Here is a 15565-nt window from a genome sequence, read left to right as displayed (position 1 = left end):
ACATCCACTCCTGGATCAGGGTGTGGAACGAGGACCCTCGACCCTATGTGTGGCACAAGACGGCCGAGGAGATCCTCGAATCCCTTGCTTCGTACTGCCGACGAATTAACGACTCAGGACACTAGGGGACACCCGCGCACGAAAGGGGGCGGGTGGCGTGAACCCCCCGGTTCCACGCCGCCCGCCCTTCGCGGTGTCTCCCCCTCCGCCACAGTCCCCGGGCAGTCCCCCTCTGTTCCACCCAGGCGAGTGTCGCACGGACACCGCCGGAAACTACAGTGTGTAGCTCCCTTGTTTCTCAAGGTATCAGTGAGCCACGTCACCTTCACCCCCTGATACGGAACAGTTATCCTCTGTGATTTCTCCGTGTTCAGGCGGCCCTTACCGACCCTCTTCTGGGCGCATCCCCCTAGGCTGAGGGCCATGACCAAACGGGACACGGACAAGCCGGTCGTACTGTCGAAGATCTACACGCGCACCGGCGACGCCGGGACGACGGCGCTCGGCGACATGAGCAGGACCTCCAAGAACGACACCAGACTCGTCGGCTACGCCGACACTGAGGAGGCCAACGCCGCCATCGGTGTCGCGCTGGCCATGGGCGACCTCCCCCAGGACGTCCGCGACCTGCTGCAACGGATCCAGAACGAACTCTTCGACCTGGGGGCGGACCTGTCCACCCCGATCGTGCCCGACCCCGAGTTCCCCCCGCTGCGCGTCCTCCCCGAGTACGTCACCCACCTCGAGGAGGCCTGCGACACCTACAATCAGGACCTGCCGACCCTGCGGAGCTTCATCCTGCCCGGCGGATCCCCCACCGTGGCGCTGGTACACACGGCCAGGATCGTGGCCCGCCGGGCCGAGCGCTCGGTCTGGGCGGCGATCGAGGAGCACGGGGACACCGTCAACCCGCTCACCGCGCAGTACCTGAACCGCCTCTCCGACCTTCTGTTCATCCTCGGCCGATACGTCGCCGAGGAGGGCGAGGAGGTCCTCTGGAAGCCCGGCGGGGAGCGCTAACGGGCCCGCCCGGGGCCGAAAGCGCTGGCTCCGGCCCCGGATTCACCCCCTGCCAACTGCACGGACAGAAGGGATTCCGGCGATCGTGTGTGCTCCGCCCCCGAACGGCTAGGGCTTTGGGTAAGCGATTCCCCCGAACAGGAGGACAGACGCATGACCGCAAGAGCAAAGCCCGGCAGTGTCATCGCCGTTCTGGTGCTGCTGATCCTGATCGCGGTGTACCAACTCGTCTATGGGGCCTTCGGCCTCCTCGGGGCCGTGACCATCGACTCGGGTGCGCTGATCGACATGCTCCCGGCCGGTCAGGCCGAGCAGATGGAGGCGCTCGGCGAGCAGATCTGGGCCGCCTACGTGGGTGCGGCGGTCGCACTGGTGTACGGCATCGCCGCCGTCGCGCTCGCGGTGATGGTCGGCAAGGGCGACGCCCGCGCGCGGACAGCGACCCTCGGTGTCAACGCCGCCGCCGGTGTGATCATCCTGGGCCTGGCGATCAGCCCCGTCTACAGCTTCGGTGCGCTCATCTCAGCAACCTTCGCCTTCACCGTGGTGGCCCTGCTCTACAACAAGTCCTCCAAGGACTACTTCTCCACGAGGGCCGCCGATCCCGCAGTGGACTGACCAGAACCGGGGCGGTACCCAGCGACGGGTACCGCCCCCGAAGTCCTAGTGGGGGCCGTCGAGTTCGCGCTCGACGGCCTCCACCTTGCTGTGCAGACCGTCGGAGACACCCTCCCGGATGTCGGCCTTCAGGGTCAGGCTCACCCTGGACTCACCCTCACCGGCGGCCTCGACCGCGCGTTTGACGACGTCCATCACCTCGTCCCACTCACCCTCGACGGAGGTGAACATGGCGGAGGTCTCGCTGGGCAGTCCGCTCTCGCGCACCACCTTGACGGCGCGGGCCACGGCGGGAGCGACGGACTCGCCGTTGCCGAGCGGGGACACTGAGAAAGCCACGATGGTACTCATGCCGCCATGGGAACACACCGGTGTCACCTCTGTGAACCGCCCCGCCGTCAGGCGCACGGCAATACTGCGTCAGGCCTCCCAACGGGTGCCCGGAGGCATCGACTCCACCCACGAAAGGAAACCGGTGAGCACACTCTCCCCCATCGCGACCTCGTAGGAGGCCTCCTTGGGGTCGCTGCCGTCCTCCGCGGCCCACCCGATCTCCAAGACCGTGAGGTCGGCCGGCAGGTCGTCGACCTCGTCGGGGGAACGGCGTCCCACAACGACAAGACCGCGGCGCGACAGCTTCGCTGTCGGCCGCGGTCTGAGCGAGAGGACGGGGAACCAGGCCAGGTTCTCCGAGCCGTACCGGCCGAAACCGATACGCCAGGAACCCCGACGGCCCTTCACCCCTCGCGCACGCAGATAACACTCGACGGCACCGCCGCTGCGCAACAGCACGAACCTTCGTGCCATTCCCGCGACCACCGCCAGCAGAACGGCGACGCACAGGGTGAGGACCACCCACCACAAGGATTCCAACAACGGCGTTCCCTGCAGAGGTCCCACTCCCACGTCCGTTCCGCCTTCCGGCTTCGCTAGGCGACTTCCTCGCCCGCAGCACGCAGGCGGCTGCGCGCACGGCCGACGGCCGGGCTGTCGCCCGACTCGGTCGCGCTCGTCAGCGCCTTGCGCGCACGGTCCACATCGATGTCCTCGGAGAGCTCGGCGGTCTCGGCGAGGATGGAGATCCGACCCTCACCCGAAACCGAGACGAACCCGCCGTGGGCGGCGGCCCGGACCTCGCCGGTCTCACGCGCGCCCAGAACGCGAACGACCGCGTCCTCGGCCAGAAGCGACAGCACCGGGACGTGCCCGGGCTGGACGCCGATCTCGCCCTCGACGGTCTTCGCGATGACCATGTCGCCTTCGCCCGCCCAAACCTCACGGTCCGGAGAGACGATCTCGACGAAAAGCTTCTTCGACACTGCCACAAACTCCTCGGCTAGCGGGTGGGTTCGGCGGGGTCGAGCACGAACCGATACTCGACCCCGCCTGGGAACTAGCCCCGCCCGTCGCCCTCCCTCCCCAGGGAATCCTGTCAAGGGAGGGCACTGACGTGCAGTCCTCGGTCGTGCTCGACGGATTATTTCGCGCTCGCGACCACCACGCTGCCTCTCGCGGCGCCGATGTCGCCCGGACAGCCAACCCCGGGCTGACCTTCGCTCATCGTCTGGCGAGAGATTGCGTGGAGGCCGCTCGCGTCGGGTCGGCTCCGCCGACACGGGCGAAAGCATCCGTCGAACACTCCCTAGCCTTCCTGTAGCTTCTTGGCCTTCTCGACGGCCATCTCGATGTTGCCGACATCGAGGAACGCCTGCTCGGGAAGGTGGTCGTACTCACCGTCGCAGAGCGCCGTGAAGGAAGTGATGGTCTCCTCCAGAGGCACGAACACGCCCGGGTTGCCGGTGAACTTCTCGGCGACGAACATGTTCTGCGAGAGGAAGCGCTCCAGGCGACGGGCCCGGTTGACGATGATCTTGTCCTCTTCGGACAGCTCGTCCATACCCAGGATGGCGATCTGGTCCTGCAGGTCGTTGTTGCGCTGCAGGATCTCCTTGACGCGCTGGGCCACCTGGTAGTGCTCCTCACCCACGTACTGCGGGTCGAGGATGCGGGAGGTGGAGGCCAGCGGGTCCACCGCCGGGTAGATGCCCTTCTGCGAGATCGGCCGGGAAAGCTCGGTCGTCGCGTCCAGGTGGGCGAAGGTGGTCGCCGGAGCGGGGTCGGTGTAGTCGTCCGCGGGGACGTAGATCGCCTGCATGGAGGTGATCGAGTGACCCCGCGTCGAGGTGATCCGCTCCTGGAGCTGACCCATCTCGTCCGCCAGGTTGGGCTGGTAACCCACGGCCGAGGGCATACGGCCCAGCAGCGTGGAGACCTCCATACCCGCCTGGGTGAAACGGAAGATGTTGTCGATGAAGAGCAGCACGTCCTGGTTCTGGACGTCGCGGAAGTACTCAGCCATCGTCAGGGCCGAGAGCGCCACGCGCAGACGGGTGCCCGGGGGCTCGTCCATCTGGCCGAAGACGAGCGCGGTGTCCGGGAGGACGCCCATCTCGTCCATCTCCAGGAAGAGGTCCGTACCCTCACGGGTGCGCTCACCGACACCGGCGAACACGGACACACCACCGAAGTTACGGGCGATACGGGTGATCATCTCCTGGATGAGCACCGTCTTGCCCACACCGGCACCACCGAAGAGGCCGATCTTCCCACCGCGGACGTACGGGGTGAGGAGGTCGATGACCTTGATTCCCGTGACCAGCATCTCGGTCTTGGACTCGAGCTGGTCGAAGGCGGGGGCCTTGCGGTGGATCGGCCAGCGCTCGGTCACACCGAGCTCGGCGGTGGGCACGTCCATGGACTCGCCCAGGGTGTTGAACACGTGGCCCTTGACGATGTCGCCGACGGGCACGCTGATCGGCGCGCCCGTGTCGCGCACCTCGGCGCCACGGACCATGCCGTCCTGCGGGGCGAGGGAGATGGCGCGGACCAGGTTGTCACCCAGGTGCTGGGCGACCTCCAGGGTGATGACCTTCTCCTCGCCACCGATGCTGACATCGGTGTGCAGGGCGTTGTAGATGGCAGGCAGGGAACCGACGGGGAATTCCACGTCGAGAACCGGGCCGGTGACCCGGGCGATGCGGCCGGTGGCGGTGCCAGCGCCGGCCGAACCTTCAACTGTCGCAGTCACTTTTCGTTACTCACTTCCCGCGCTGGACCCAGAGAGCGCATCGGCACCGCCGACAATCTCACTGATCTCATTGGTGATCTCGGCCTGACGTGCCTGGTTGGACAGGCTGGTCAGGTTCTTGACGAGTTCTTCCGCGTTGTCGGTCGCGGCCTTCATGGCCGCGCGACGGGACGCCTGCTGGGAGGCGGCGGACTCGAGGAGGGAGGCGTAGATCCGGTTGACCACGTACTGCGGGAGCAGCTGGTCCAGGACCTCCTCCGCGGACGGCTCGAACTCGTAGAGCGGCAGCGCGTCGCCGCCGTGCGACTCCTCGAGCTCGTCCTCCTCGACCTCTTCCACCTCCAGCGGGAGGGCGCGAACCGCCCCGGCCCGCTGGGTCAGCATCGACACGAACTCCGTGGAGACCACGTGAATCTCGTCGACACCACCCTCGGCGGTGTCCTGGGAGAACTTCTCCATGAGAGTGGAGCCGATCTCCTGGGCGTGCGCGTGGGTCGGACGCTCGGTGAAGCCTTCCCAGCTCTCCTCGACCCTGCGGTCGCGGAACTTGTAGAACGCCGCACCCTTGCGACCCACCATGTAGGTGAGGACCTCCTTGCCCTGCTCCTTGAGGAGCTGGGTGAGGGCCTCGGCCTCCTTGATGACGTTGGTCGAGTAGGCGCCGGCCAGGCCCTTGTCGCTGGTGATGACCAGGACGGCCGCGCGGGTGGGGTTCTCGGCCTCGGTCAGCAGCGGGTGATCACTCACCCGGCTGGCCAGGGCCGACACCGCCCGCGTGATCTCCCGTGCGTAAGGGTTGGCAGCCTCGGCCGCGCGCTGCGCCTTGGTGATGCGCGTGGCGGCGATCAGCTCCATCGCACGGGTGATCTTCGCCGTCGCCTTCGTCGCGCGGATCCTCCGGCGATAGATGCGAAGCTGTGCACCCATGGGTTACTTCCCGCCCTTGGCGACCTTGATGGTCTCCTGGCCGACCTTCTCCTCAGTGAGCGCCTCTTCCTCGGCCTCAACACCGAGGAGGGTGCCGGCCGAGGTCTGGAAGCCCTGCTTGAACTTCTCGATGGCGCCCTGGAGGGTCTTCTGGCTCTCGTCCTCGAACTTGCCGGTCTCCCGGATGGTGTCGAGAACAGCCTTGTGCTCGCGCTCCAGGAAGGACAGGAAGTCGTCCTCGAAGCGGCGGACATCGTCGACGGGGACCTCGTCGATCAGGCCGGTGTTACCCATCCAGATCGAGACGACCGTCTTCTCCATGGCGAAGGGCGAGTACTGGCCCTGCTTGAGGAGCTCCATCATCCGGGCACCGCGCTCCAGCTGCTGCTTGGACACGGCGTCCAGGTCCGAACCGAAGGCGGAGAACGCCTCGAGCTCGCGGTACTGGGCCAGGCCCAGACGCAGCGTGCCGGAGACCTTCTTCGTGGCCTTGGTCTGGGCCGAACCACCGACACGGGACACGGACACACCGACGTCGATCGCCGGGCGCTGGCCCTGGTTGAACAGGTCCGAGTTGAGGAAGACCTGGCCGTCGGTGATGGAGATGACGTTGGTGGGGATGTAGGCCGAGACGTCGCCCGCCTTGGTCTCGATGATCGGCAGAGCGGTCATCGAACCGGCGCCCAGCTCGTCGGAGAGCTTCGCGCAGCGCTCCAGGAGGCGGGAGTGGAGGTAGAAGACGTCACCCGGGTAGGCCTCACGGCCCGGCGGGCGGCGCAGCAGGAGGGAGACCGCACGGTAGGCCTCGGCCTGCTTGGTCAGGTCGTCGAAGACGACGAGGACGTGCTTGCCCTCGTACATCCAGTGCTGGCCCAGGGCCGATCCGGTGTACGGGGAGAGGTACTTGAAGCCGGCCGGGTCGGACGCCGGGGAGGCCACGATGGTGGTGTACTCCATCGCGCCGGCCTCTTCGAGGGCGCCCTTCACGCTGGCGATGGTCGAGCCCTTCTGACCGACCGCGACGTAGATGCAGCGCACCTGCTTGTCGGGGTCGCCGGACTCCCAGTTGGCCTTCTGGTTGATGATCGCGTCGATGCCGACCGCGGTCTTACCCGTCTGCCGGTCACCGATGACCAGCTGGCGCTGGCCGCGACCGATGGGGGTCATGGTGTCGATCGCCTTGAGACCGGTCTGGAGGGGCTCCTCGACCGGCTGGCGCTCCATCACCGTCGCGGCCTGGATCTCCAGGTCGCGGCGCTCGGTCGTCTCGATTTCGCCCTTGCCGTCGATGGGGGTACCCAGGGGGTCCACCACGCGGCCAAGGAAGTTGTCGCCCACCGGTACGGAGAGGAGCTGGCCGGTGCGGCGCACCCGCTGGCCCTCCTCGATACCGGTGAAGTCACCCAGCACCACGACACCGATCTCGCCGATCTCAAGGTTCTGGGCCATGCCCAGTGTGCCGTCCTCGAACTCCAGCAGCTCGTTCGCCATCGCCGAGGGAAGGCCACCGACGCGGGCGATGCCGTCACCGGAGTAGGTGACGGTTCCGACCTCTTCCGCGCGGGTGGCGTCAGGCTCGTACGACTGGACGAAGCGCTGTAGCGCGTCCCGGATTTCATCCGGCCGGATCGTCAGCTCCGCCATCTCTACGTTGTCCTTGCTCTCAAATGGCGCCGGGCTGGCGCCGTGCGTGCTTGCCTTGCGTGTATTCGCGTGTGTCAGCCAGCCAGACGGCGCTGGACCTCAGCGATTCGCCCGGCGATGGTGCCGTCGATGACCTCGTCGCCCACCTGGATGGAGAGTCCGCCCACGATCTTGGGGTCGACCTCGGTGTTCAGGTGGATCTCACGGCCGTATTTGCGCTGGAGGAGCGTCCGCAGACGGTCCTCGTGTGCCTCACTGAGCGGAACCGCGCTGCGCACCACCGCGATGTAGCGCTGTGCGCGCTCGGCGACCAGCTGCCCGAAGTTGTCGAGGGCCCGCTCCAGGGTACGTCCCCGGGGCCGGGTGACCGCTTCGCTGACCAGAGCCAGCGTCGCGGAGTTCACCTTGCCCGAGAGCAGGTTCTCGACCAGGGTGTGCTGGTGCGAGGTGTCCACGCCTTCGCGGGTGAGGGCCGAGCGCAGGTCCGGCTGCGCGATGACGATCCGCTGGAAGCGGAACAGTTCGTCCTCGAGCTCGTCCAGGCGGGTGCCCTCCACGGAGGCCACGGTCGCGTAGACCGCGAGGCGCTCCAGAGCGTCCACCATGTCGCGGGGGCCGGCCCAGGGCTGGGACACGACGTCGTTGACCACGATCACCGTGGACGGCGACACCTTGCCCTCGAGGACCTGGCCGATGAGGCCGGTCTTCTTCTCCGCAGGGTTGGCTTGGTCCGCGAGCCAGCGGCGCAGGGAGTGCTCGCCGCCCAGCAGGGCGACGACCTCGAAGAGCTCGCCGCCGAGCGAGACCGCGTGCTGGGCGGCGTCCGCCGACGCCAGGACGTTGTCGTCCAGGCGCCGGGTCACCTCAGCCAGGGAGCTGCGGCTGATACCACGCATCAGCGCACCTCTTGCTTCGCGCTCTCGTCCTGCTCCAGCTCCGCCAGGAACCGGTCCACTACTCGGGTCTGAGCGGCGTCGTCGCTGAGCGTCTCCCCCACGATGCGGGTGGCGAGCTCAGTGGACAGGGCGCCGATCTCGCCGCGCAGCTGGACAACGGCCTGCTGCCGGTCGGCCTCGATCTGGGCCTTGGCGGCCTCGATGATCCGGTTAGCCTCGACCTGGGCCTCCTCGCGAGCCTCGGCGATGATCGCCGCGCGCTGCTCCTTGGCCTTCTCGAGCTCCTGCGCGTACTCGCGGTGCGACTCTTCGAGCTTCTCGCGGTACTGCTGGCGGATCTCCTCGGCCTCGGCCTCAGCGTTCTTGGCCCGCTCGATCCCGCCCTCGATGGCGTCGTGACGCTCGTCGAGGACCTTCATGACCTTGGGAACCGCCTTGCGGGCCACAAAGAAGTAGACCACGGCGAGCGTGATCGCGCCGAAGCCGAACTTGACCCAGTCGATCCGCAGAATGTTTGGTTCGGCTGCCAACTCCACCAACATGGTCAGCCCTCCTTCACGTCAGTTGCCATCAATAACGGTCGGCAGATACTGATTAACCGATGGCGAACGCGAGGACGAAGCCCAGAATGGCGAGGGCCTCGATGAGCGCGAAGCCCAGGAAGATGTTGGTCTGCAGCGGACCGCGGGCCTCGGGCTGGCGGGCGATGGCCTGCATACCCATACCGAACACGAGGCCGACACCGATACCGGCGCCGATGACGCTGATGCCGTAACCGACGGTGTTGATGCTGCCTTCGATGTTGGCGATGTCCATTGTGTTTCCCTTTACTCGACGTCCGGCGTCGCGGTTCGCGATTGGTCAGTGCGCCGGGGTGGGCGGGTCTTTACACCTCGCGTCGGCCCTGCCCGGGCGGGGCCGGGCGACGCACAGGGGTTCTAGTGGGCTGCTTCGAGGGACTGGTTGATGTACAGGCTGGCCAGGAGCGTGAAGATGAACGCCTGGACGACCATGATCAGGACCTCGAAGAGGAAGAAGGCGATGTAGCCGAGCAGTGCCGCACCGGAGTACAGCGTCGAGAGCGCGACCAGGGCCGGCTCGGCGCCGATGCTCAGCATGTACCAGCCGCCGTAAGAGAACACGGCCAGCAGCAGGCTGCCCGCGAACATGGTCGCGAACAGACGCAGGGCGTGCGTCACCGGGCGGATCATGAAGACCGAGAGGAACTCGATCGGGGTGACCAGCAGGTAGATCGGCTTGGGCATGCCCGGGGGGAAGAGCTGGTTCTTGAAGTAGCCCCAGCCGCCCTGGTTGCGCACACCGATGATGATGGTCAGGAGGAAGATGAACCCGGCGAACATGGCTGGGAACGACAGGTCGCTGTTGACCGGCAGCATGCCCGGGATCAGACCCGTGATGTTCATCATCAGGATGATCGTGAAGATCGAGGTCATCAGCGGGATGAAGCTGTCACCCTTGGCGCCCATGGTGGGGCGGGTGATCTGGTCCCGGATGAACAGGATGAACATCTCTCCGACGCTCTGCCTGCGCCCGGGGACGAGGCTCAGCTTCTTGCTGAACCACGACCACAGGAGCAGGGCCCCGCCGAGAGCGACCAGCAGCAGGACCAGGTACAGGTCGATGCCGTCGCTGCCGGGGATACCGTCGATCCACGGCTCGGGGAAGAACATCCCGATGGTGGGGGCCTTGAACCCGCACTCGTCACCGAAGAGGTGGCCGATGCAATCCGTTTCGGCCGCGAGAATGCGCACGTCAGCACCCACGGCGAATCCTTTCGTCGTGACGCAAGAAAGCCTCGTTGATGGTTGTGGCAGAGCTCAGACCCGCGGTCGCCCGCGGTGACGTCGCTCTAGCGGAAGAGTTCAGGCCTGGCGGGTCTTGGCGACGATCAGAATGATCGCGCCGACCATGCCCAGAACCGCCCCGATGGGCAGGAAGAGTGCCTGGAAGCCCAGGATGTAGTCCAAGCCCCAGCCGATCCCGCTCCACACGAGAACGCCCGCGAGCAGAGTGGAGAAGAGCGCCCAACCATCGGACTGGCGCGGTGCCGGGGGCTCGCGACGCTCCGTCTTCCCGGTTGGTTCGGTGCTCATCTCGCTCCGGAATATAGCATGTGGGGCTGGGCTGGAACGTGTGCGCCCGCCTGCCGTAGGCCAGGGTACAACGCCCGTTCCGACGGGCCGCGGCGGGGCACCCCATCACGTGTTCTCCGAACTCTCGTCCGGTTCCACGTGCGGGATCTTGGCTTTGGACATCGCCCGGACCTGCCCGCCCAGCCAGACCAACACCACCGCCAGCGCGCTGAACACGAAGGCGTTGTTGTTCAGGTCCTCCATGAGGGGGCTCTGCCCGAGGGTGACCAGCAGGACGCCCAGCAGCGCCATCTTGACGACGAAGCCGAGCAGGTTGGCCGCCATGAACAGGTCCTTGTTACGGCGGCTGATCGCGATGACCGCCCACTGTCCAAGGCCGAAGCAGGCGAAGACGATCACGGACCCGAGGGCCGCGCTCATTGCTCCTGCGGCACCGGCGACCAGGGCCGCCACGGCAATGGCCAGGACCCCGCACACAGCGCTGGGAAGCGCGGCGCCGCGAACGATCCCGGCGTCGTGTTCCTGCATGACAATGCTCCGTGGGGTTCCGTGGGTTACCTGCTCGTGAAAGCTATCACAAGGTTTTTGGTGCCAAATCCAGGGGTTCCTTAACGCGGTCTTAATGCCCGGCGAAAGGCCCGATTCGCGGGCCCTTCGCCCCCGGTGTCACCTTGGCCACACATCGCACGACCACGACATCGCAGGTCACGAATGCCCCTTGAAGGGACGCCGGTCCCGAACGTGACCGCGCATTTATCCATCGGTTGACGGATGGTGATCTGACTTCTTCTTCGCGCCGTTCTTTCCGTCCCACGGCAACAATCCGCGACGACGCAGTCGCGGAAGAACGATGAGACCCACAGCACAGACCGCGACCAGCCCGGCGACGGTCAGGACGATGAAGGGGGAGTCGAAGATCGACAGGGACACCGCTGCGAAGGCGACGATGCCCGCCCACAGGTACATGAGCAGGACCGCGCGCGTGTGCGAGTGTCCCATGTCGAGGAGGCGGTGGTGCAGGTGCCCCCGGTCCGGTGCGAACGGGGACTTCCCGGCCAGGGTCCGGCGCAGGACCGCCAGGACCAGGTCCGCCAGCGGGAGGGCGATCACCAAGAGGGGCAGGGCGATCGGCAGGAAGACGACCAGACCGGAGGAGTTGAACTCCTCGCGGGCGGTGTTGGCGTCGAACTGGCCGGTCACCGTGATGGTGATGGAGGTCAGCAGCAGTCCGAGCAGCATCGACCCGGTATCGCCCATGAACACCCGGGCCGGGTGGAAGTTGTGGAAGAGGAACCCCGCACAGGCACCGGCCAGGATGATGGCGATCATCGCCGGATAGGACTGGCGGACGAACCCCTGCTCGACCGCGACCACGTAGTAGTACGCGAAGAACGCCAGGGACGAGATACCGACGATGCCGGCGGCCAGGCCGTCCAGCCCGTCGGCGAAGTTGACCGCGTTGATGGTGACCACGATCAGCAGGATCGAGACCATCGCACCGAGCCAGGGGCCCAGGGAGAGCTGGGTACCGGGCAGCGGCAGCCACAGCAGCTGTACGCCCTGCCAGACGAGGATGCCCGCCGCGGCGATCTGTCCGGCGAGCTTGCTCAGGGCGTCCATCCCCCACCGGTCGTCGATGACGCCGATGATCGTGATGAGGCCGCCCGCCAGCAGCAAACCGAGCCAGGTGTCTGCGACGAACACGTTCTGCAGGTGCGGGAGCTGGGCGGAGATCAGCAGCGCGGCGGCGAAACCGCCGTAGATGGCGAGGCCACCCAGCCGAGGGATGGGTTCGGTGTGCACGTCGCGGTCGCGCACCGCGGGGGCGGCGCCGAAGGCGATGGCCAACCTGCGCACCAACGGCACGAGCAGGTAGGTCACCGCTGCCGCGATGACGAAGGTGAGCGCGTACTCCCGCACGGCCTGGCCCCTCTAGCTCTCTGAGCGGTCGGTGCCCTTGGGCCCGTCGGGCTCGGGCATTGCCTCGGGCCCGGATGCTGCCTCGGGCTGCGCCGCGGGTTCGGGCAGCGGCGCGGACTCGCTGCCGGTCGGCTTCTCCGCCACTTCAGTGTCGGCCGCATCGCCGGTACCGACGGCCTCCTCCGCACCGGCCGTCTTTGGGCCGACCGTCTTGGGATCGACCGTGTCAGTGCTGGCCGCCTCCTCAGTGCCTTCGGTCCCAGGCTCGGCCGCGTTCTCGGCGCTGTCCACCTGGGACTTCTTGGGCCTGGTACGGCCCTTGCGGAGCTCACCGATCACGGTGCCGCACACGGAGCGCAGCTGTTCGATGGAGATCGCACCGGAACGCAGGACCCGCGGCACCGCGTACGTGAGGTCGACGATCGTGGAGGCCACCGGGCTTTCGCTCTCGCCCCCGTCGAGGTAGACCGCGACGTCCTCGTCCCCGAGCTGCTCGATCGCTTCGCCCACCTCGCTCGCGGCGGACTGCCCGGACCGGTTGGCGCTGCTCACCGCCATGGGCCCGGTCTCCTTGAGGAGCTCCAAGGCCACGGGGTTCATCGGCATCCGCACGGCCACGGTGCCCTTGGTGTCGCCCAGATCCCAGGACAGGCTGGGGGTGGCGGTGCACACCAGGGTGAGCGGGCCGGGCCAGAACTCCTCCATGAGGTCCCGGCCGTGGTTGCCGAGGTCGTCGACGAGCGCGGTGGCCGCGCGCATGGATCCCACGAGGACAGGCGGCGGCATGTCCCGCCCGCGGCCCTTGGTCTCCAAGAGGTTGGCCACGGCCTTGGGGCTGAAGGCGTCCGTACCGATGCCGTACACAGTGTCCGTGGGCAGGACCACCAGGTCGCCCCGGCGCACCGCGGACGCGGCATCGGCGATGCCGTCCTTGCGAGCGGCGTCGTCCGCACAGTCGTAGATGCGGCTCACCTGAGTTCACCTCTGTCTCGAACGGGTCGACCGTACTGGATTGTCGGTCCGACGGTGGGGTTGGGGGCGGGAACACGCGACTCCCGGGGTTCGGCTTCAGCCCCTACGTGTCTTCCTCTGCCCTGCGCATGACCACGAAGCGGTCGCGCCGGGCCATGTCCTTGCGGTTGAGGACGTCGCGCCAGCCCCGGTCCTCGGGGAACAGCCAGGGGATGTCGATGCCCTGACCGTCGTGGTGTTCGATGGCCATGGCACCGCCGGGGCGGAGCAGCCTGCGGCCGACCGCTTCCAGCTCGCGGATCATGTCCAGCCCGTCCTCTCCCGACCAGAGCGCGGGGGCCGGGTCGAAGTCGCGCACCTCGGGCGGGATCACCCCGGCCCCGTTGGTGGGGACGTAGGGCGGGTTGCTGATGAGGAGGTCGACGCGGCCGTTGAGCTCGGGCAGGGCCGTGCGCATGTCACCTTCGTGGGCGGTGACCCGGTCGGCGTGCCCGCTGGCGTCGACGTTGCGGCGTGCCCACTTCAGAGCCTCGGGGTCGATCTCCACGGTGTGCACCCGCGAGCGCGGGACCTCTTGCGCGATGGAGATCGCGATGGCGCCGGAGCCGGAGCCCAGGTCGACGACCAGGGGATCGGCCACGTCCATGGATCGGAGGGTCTCGATCGCCCAGTCCACCATGATCTCGGTTTCCGGCCTGGGGACGAACACCCCCGGGCCGACCCGGAGTTCCAGGTAGCGGAAGTAGGCGCGTCCGGTGATGTGCTGTAGGGGCTCGCGGGCCTCGCGCCGGGAGACGCACTCCCAGTAGCGGGCGTCGAACTCGGCGTCCCGGACGGCGTGGAGTTCCCCTCGACGGACACCGTGCACGAACGCCGCGAGCTCCTCGGCGTCCGTGCGTGGTGAGGCCACGCCCGCTTCCGCGAGCCTGAGCGTGGCGCGGGCGACCTCGTCGAGTAGGAAGTTCATGACGACTGTGCCGCTTCGAGCCTCTCCTTGGTGTCCGCGTCCACCAACGCCTTCACTACGCCGCTCAGGTCCCCGTCGAGGACCTGGTCGAGGTTGTAGGCCTTGTAGCCGACCCGGTGGTCGGAGATGCGGTTCTCCGGGAAATTGTAGGTGCGGACGCGCTCGGAGCGGTCGACGGTGCGGACCTGGCTCTTGCGCTCCGCGGAGGCCTCCGCGTCCACGCTGGCCTGGGCCTCGGCGTAGATGCGGGCCCGCAGGATGCGCATGGCCTGCTCCTTGTTCTGGAGCTGACTCTTCTCGTTCTGGCAGGAGGCGACGATGCCGGTCGGCACGTGGGTGATGCGGACCGCGGAGTCGGTCGTGTTGACGCTCTGCCCGCCGGGCCCGGAGGAGCGGTAGACGTCGATCCGCAGGTCGTTGTCGTGGATGACGACCTCGATCTCCTCGGCCTCGGGTACGACCAGCACCCCGGCCGCGGAGGTGTGGATGCGGCCCTGGGACTCGGTGACCGGGACGCGCTGGACCCGGTGGACACCGCCCTCGAACTTGAGTATGGGCCACACGCCCGCGCCTGGCTCGGGGGTGCCCTTGTTCTTGAAGGCGATCGTGATGTCCTTGTACCCGCCCAGGTCGGAGTGGGTAGCGTCGATGACCTCGGTCTTCCACCCGACGCGCTCCGCGTAGCGCAGGTACATGCGGACGAGGTCGCCCGCGAACAGGGCGGACTCCTCGCCGCCCTCCCCGGCCTTGACCTCCATGATGAGGTTCTTGTCGTCGGCGGGGTCGCGCGGGATGAGCAGGACGCGCAGGCGCTCGGTGAGCTCCTCGGCCTCCTCAGTCAACCGGTCGGCCTCCTCCGCGAAGGAGGGGTCCTCGGCGGCCAGCTCACGCGCGGCGTCGATGTCGCTCTCGACCACCTTGAGCTGGCGGTAGGCCTCGATGATCGGGGTGAGCTGTGAGTAGCGTTTGCCCAGCGTGCGCGCCTTGGCCTGGTCGGCGTGCACCTCGGGGTCGGCGAGCTGCTGTTCCAGCTCGTAGTACTCCCCGAGGAGGTCGTCCAGCTTCACTTTCCCACGTTCCCGTCTTGTTGCTCGCCCTGTGCGTCTCCCCTGCTAGCCGACCGGCGGCGCCGGCGCCCCGTCGCGGGGCGGCGGCACCGCCGGACAGCGGACAGCGCTAGCTGCGCTTGCCGAAGCGCTTCTCGAAGCGGGCGACCCGGCCACCGGTGTCGAGGATCTTCTGCTTGCCGGTGTAGAACGGGTGGCACTCGGAGCACACGTCGGCGCGCAGCTTGCCCTCGGTGATCGTGCTGCGGGTCACGAACTTGGCCCCGCAGGTGCAGGTCACCTCGGTCGGGACGTATTCGGGATGGATGTCGGCCTGCATGTGTGTCTCCTCG

General features: G+C 67.4%; 19 protein-coding genes. 2 read left to right on the top strand and 17 right to left on the bottom strand.

The annotated features are described in order from the left end of the window. The first annotated feature begins 423 nt into the window (after positions 1–423). The gene (locus ACYVD1_RS29845; protein ID WP_460777843.1) at positions 424–1020 is read left to right on the top strand and encodes a cob(I)yrinic acid a,c-diamide adenosyltransferase; all 597 of its coding nucleotides are present in this window, start codon (positions 424–426) and stop codon (positions 1018–1020) included. A 153-nt stretch (positions 1021–1173) separates the two neighbouring features. Then, positions 1174–1638, top strand: coding sequence for a hypothetical protein (locus ACYVD1_RS29840; RefSeq protein WP_460777842.1), 465 nt, complete (start codon positions 1174–1176; stop codon positions 1636–1638). A 45-nt stretch (positions 1639–1683) separates the two neighbouring features. Here ACYVD1_RS29840 and ACYVD1_RS29835 read toward each other — a convergent pair whose 3' ends face one another. From ACYVD1_RS29835 to rpmE, 17 genes are all read right to left on the bottom strand, one after another. Further along, positions 1684–1989 carry an MTH1187 family thiamine-binding protein gene (locus ACYVD1_RS29835; RefSeq protein ID WP_460777841.1) on the bottom strand — a complete coding sequence of 102 codons (306 nt, stop codon included), beginning with the start codon at positions 1987–1989 and terminating at the stop codon, positions 1684–1686. A 69-nt stretch (positions 1990–2058) separates the two neighbouring features. After that, positions 2059–2511: a DUF2550 domain-containing protein gene (locus tag ACYVD1_RS29830; RefSeq protein WP_460777847.1), complete on the bottom strand. Its 453-nt coding sequence runs from the start codon at positions 2509–2511 to the stop codon at positions 2059–2061. Positions 2512–2567: 56 nt separating this feature from the next. Continuing rightward, positions 2568–2957, bottom strand: a complete 390-nt coding sequence (locus ACYVD1_RS29825) for a F0F1 ATP synthase subunit epsilon (RefSeq protein WP_460754856.1) — start codon at positions 2955–2957, stop codon at positions 2568–2570. A 323-nt stretch (positions 2958–3280) separates the two neighbouring features. Then, a complete protein-coding gene (gene atpD, locus ACYVD1_RS29820; protein WP_460777840.1) occupies positions 3281–4726 on the bottom strand; it encodes a F0F1 ATP synthase subunit beta in 1446 nt (481 codons plus the stop codon). Positions 4727–4732: 6 nt separating this feature from the next. Beyond that, on the bottom strand, positions 4733–5653 hold the full coding sequence (locus ACYVD1_RS29815; RefSeq protein ID WP_460777839.1) for a F0F1 ATP synthase subunit gamma: 921 nt from the start codon (positions 5651–5653) through the stop codon (positions 4733–4735). A gap of 3 nt (positions 5654–5656) precedes the next feature. Further along, positions 5657–7297: a F0F1 ATP synthase subunit alpha gene (atpA, locus tag ACYVD1_RS29810; RefSeq protein WP_460777838.1), complete on the bottom strand. Its 1641-nt coding sequence runs from the start codon at positions 7295–7297 to the stop codon at positions 5657–5659. A gap of 74 nt (positions 7298–7371) precedes the next feature. After that, entirely contained in the window at positions 7372–8193 is an 822-nt protein-coding gene (locus tag ACYVD1_RS29805) for a F0F1 ATP synthase subunit delta (protein ID WP_460777837.1), read from the bottom strand. Next, the gene (gene atpF, locus ACYVD1_RS29800) at positions 8193–8732 is read right to left on the bottom strand and encodes a F0F1 ATP synthase subunit B (protein ID WP_460755018.1); all 540 of its coding nucleotides are present in this window, start codon (positions 8730–8732) and stop codon (positions 8193–8195) included. The genes ACYVD1_RS29805 and atpF overlap by 1 nt, the downstream gene beginning before the upstream one ends. Positions 8733–8787: 55 nt before the next feature. Further along, positions 8788–9009: an ATP synthase F0 subunit C gene (atpE, locus tag ACYVD1_RS29795; protein WP_460754837.1), complete on the bottom strand. Its 222-nt coding sequence runs from the start codon at positions 9007–9009 to the stop codon at positions 8788–8790. A gap of 122 nt (positions 9010–9131) precedes the next feature. After that, positions 9132–9965 (bottom strand): F0F1 ATP synthase subunit A, encoded by an 834-nt coding sequence (atpB, locus tag ACYVD1_RS29790; protein WP_460777846.1) that lies wholly within the window; start codon positions 9963–9965, stop codon positions 9132–9134. 111 nt (positions 9966–10076) lie between these two features. Beyond that, positions 10077–10307 carry an AtpZ/AtpI family protein gene (locus ACYVD1_RS29785; protein ID WP_460754832.1) on the bottom strand — a complete coding sequence of 77 codons (231 nt, stop codon included), beginning with the start codon at positions 10305–10307 and terminating at the stop codon, positions 10077–10079. A gap of 105 nt (positions 10308–10412) precedes the next feature. Beyond that, positions 10413–10835 carry a hypothetical protein gene (locus ACYVD1_RS29780; protein ID WP_460777836.1) on the bottom strand — a complete coding sequence of 141 codons (423 nt, stop codon included), beginning with the start codon at positions 10833–10835 and terminating at the stop codon, positions 10413–10415. A gap of 225 nt (positions 10836–11060) precedes the next feature. Next, the gene (locus ACYVD1_RS29775; RefSeq protein ID WP_460777835.1) at positions 11061–12227 is read right to left on the bottom strand and encodes a glycosyltransferase family 4 protein; all 1167 of its coding nucleotides are present in this window, start codon (positions 12225–12227) and stop codon (positions 11061–11063) included. A 12-nt stretch (positions 12228–12239) separates the two neighbouring features. Then, on the bottom strand, positions 12240–13199 hold the full coding sequence (locus ACYVD1_RS29770; RefSeq protein ID WP_460777834.1) for an L-threonylcarbamoyladenylate synthase: 960 nt from the start codon (positions 13197–13199) through the stop codon (positions 12240–12242). 103 nt (positions 13200–13302) lie between these two features. Beyond that, positions 13303–14166 carry a peptide chain release factor N(5)-glutamine methyltransferase gene (gene prmC, locus ACYVD1_RS29765; protein WP_460777833.1) on the bottom strand — a complete coding sequence of 288 codons (864 nt, stop codon included), beginning with the start codon at positions 14164–14166 and terminating at the stop codon, positions 13303–13305. Further along, entirely contained in the window at positions 14163–15233 is a 1071-nt protein-coding gene (gene prfA, locus ACYVD1_RS29760) for a peptide chain release factor 1 (protein WP_460777832.1), read from the bottom strand. Before prfA ends, prmC begins: the two co-directional genes overlap by 4 nt. A gap of 109 nt (positions 15234–15342) precedes the next feature. Further along, complete coding sequence (gene rpmE, locus ACYVD1_RS29755; protein WP_460777831.1) at positions 15343–15552, bottom strand: 50S ribosomal protein L31; 210 nt, start codon at positions 15550–15552, stop codon at positions 15343–15345. Positions 15553–15565 lie beyond the last annotated feature (13 nt).

Source organism: Nocardiopsis nanhaiensis (genome assembly GCF_054778635.1).
Note: the sequence above shows the minus strand (reverse complement) of the source record. Positions and strands in the feature narration are given on the sequence as shown.

Excerpts from the sequence above, each read along its gene's own strand:
- ACYVD1_RS29845 (WP_460777843.1), top strand. The coding sequence starts at position 424 with ATGACCAAACGGGACACGGACAAGCCGGTCGTACTGTCGAAGATCTAC.
- ACYVD1_RS29840 (WP_460777842.1), top strand. The coding sequence starts at position 1,174 with ATGACCGCAAGAGCAAAGCCCGGCAGTGTCATCGCCGTTCTGGTGCTG.
- ACYVD1_RS29835 (WP_460777841.1), bottom strand. The coding sequence starts at position 1,989 with ATGAGTACCATCGTGGCTTTCTCAGTGTCCCCGCTCGGCAACGGCGAG.
- ACYVD1_RS29815 (WP_460777839.1), bottom strand. The coding sequence starts at position 5,653 with ATGGGTGCACAGCTTCGCATCTATCGCCGGAGGATCCGCGCGACGAAG.
- atpA (WP_460777838.1), bottom strand. The coding sequence starts at position 7,297 with ATGGCGGAGCTGACGATCCGGCCGGATGAAATCCGGGACGCGCTACAG.
- ACYVD1_RS29805 (WP_460777837.1), bottom strand. The coding sequence starts at position 8,193 with ATGCGTGGTATCAGCCGCAGCTCCCTGGCTGAGGTGACCCGGCGCCTG.
- atpE (WP_460754837.1), bottom strand. The coding sequence starts at position 9,009 with ATGGACATCGCCAACATCGAAGGCAGCATCAACACCGTCGGTTACGGC.
- ACYVD1_RS29785 (WP_460754832.1), bottom strand. The coding sequence starts at position 10,307 with ATGAGCACCGAACCAACCGGGAAGACGGAGCGTCGCGAGCCCCCGGCA.
- ACYVD1_RS29780 (WP_460777836.1), bottom strand. The coding sequence starts at position 10,835 with ATGCAGGAACACGACGCCGGGATCGTTCGCGGCGCCGCGCTTCCCAGC.
- prmC (WP_460777833.1), bottom strand. The coding sequence starts at position 14,166 with ATGAACTTCCTACTCGACGAGGTCGCCCGCGCCACGCTCAGGCTCGCG.
- rpmE (WP_460777831.1), bottom strand. The coding sequence starts at position 15,552 with ATGCAGGCCGACATCCATCCCGAATACGTCCCGACCGAGGTGACCTGC.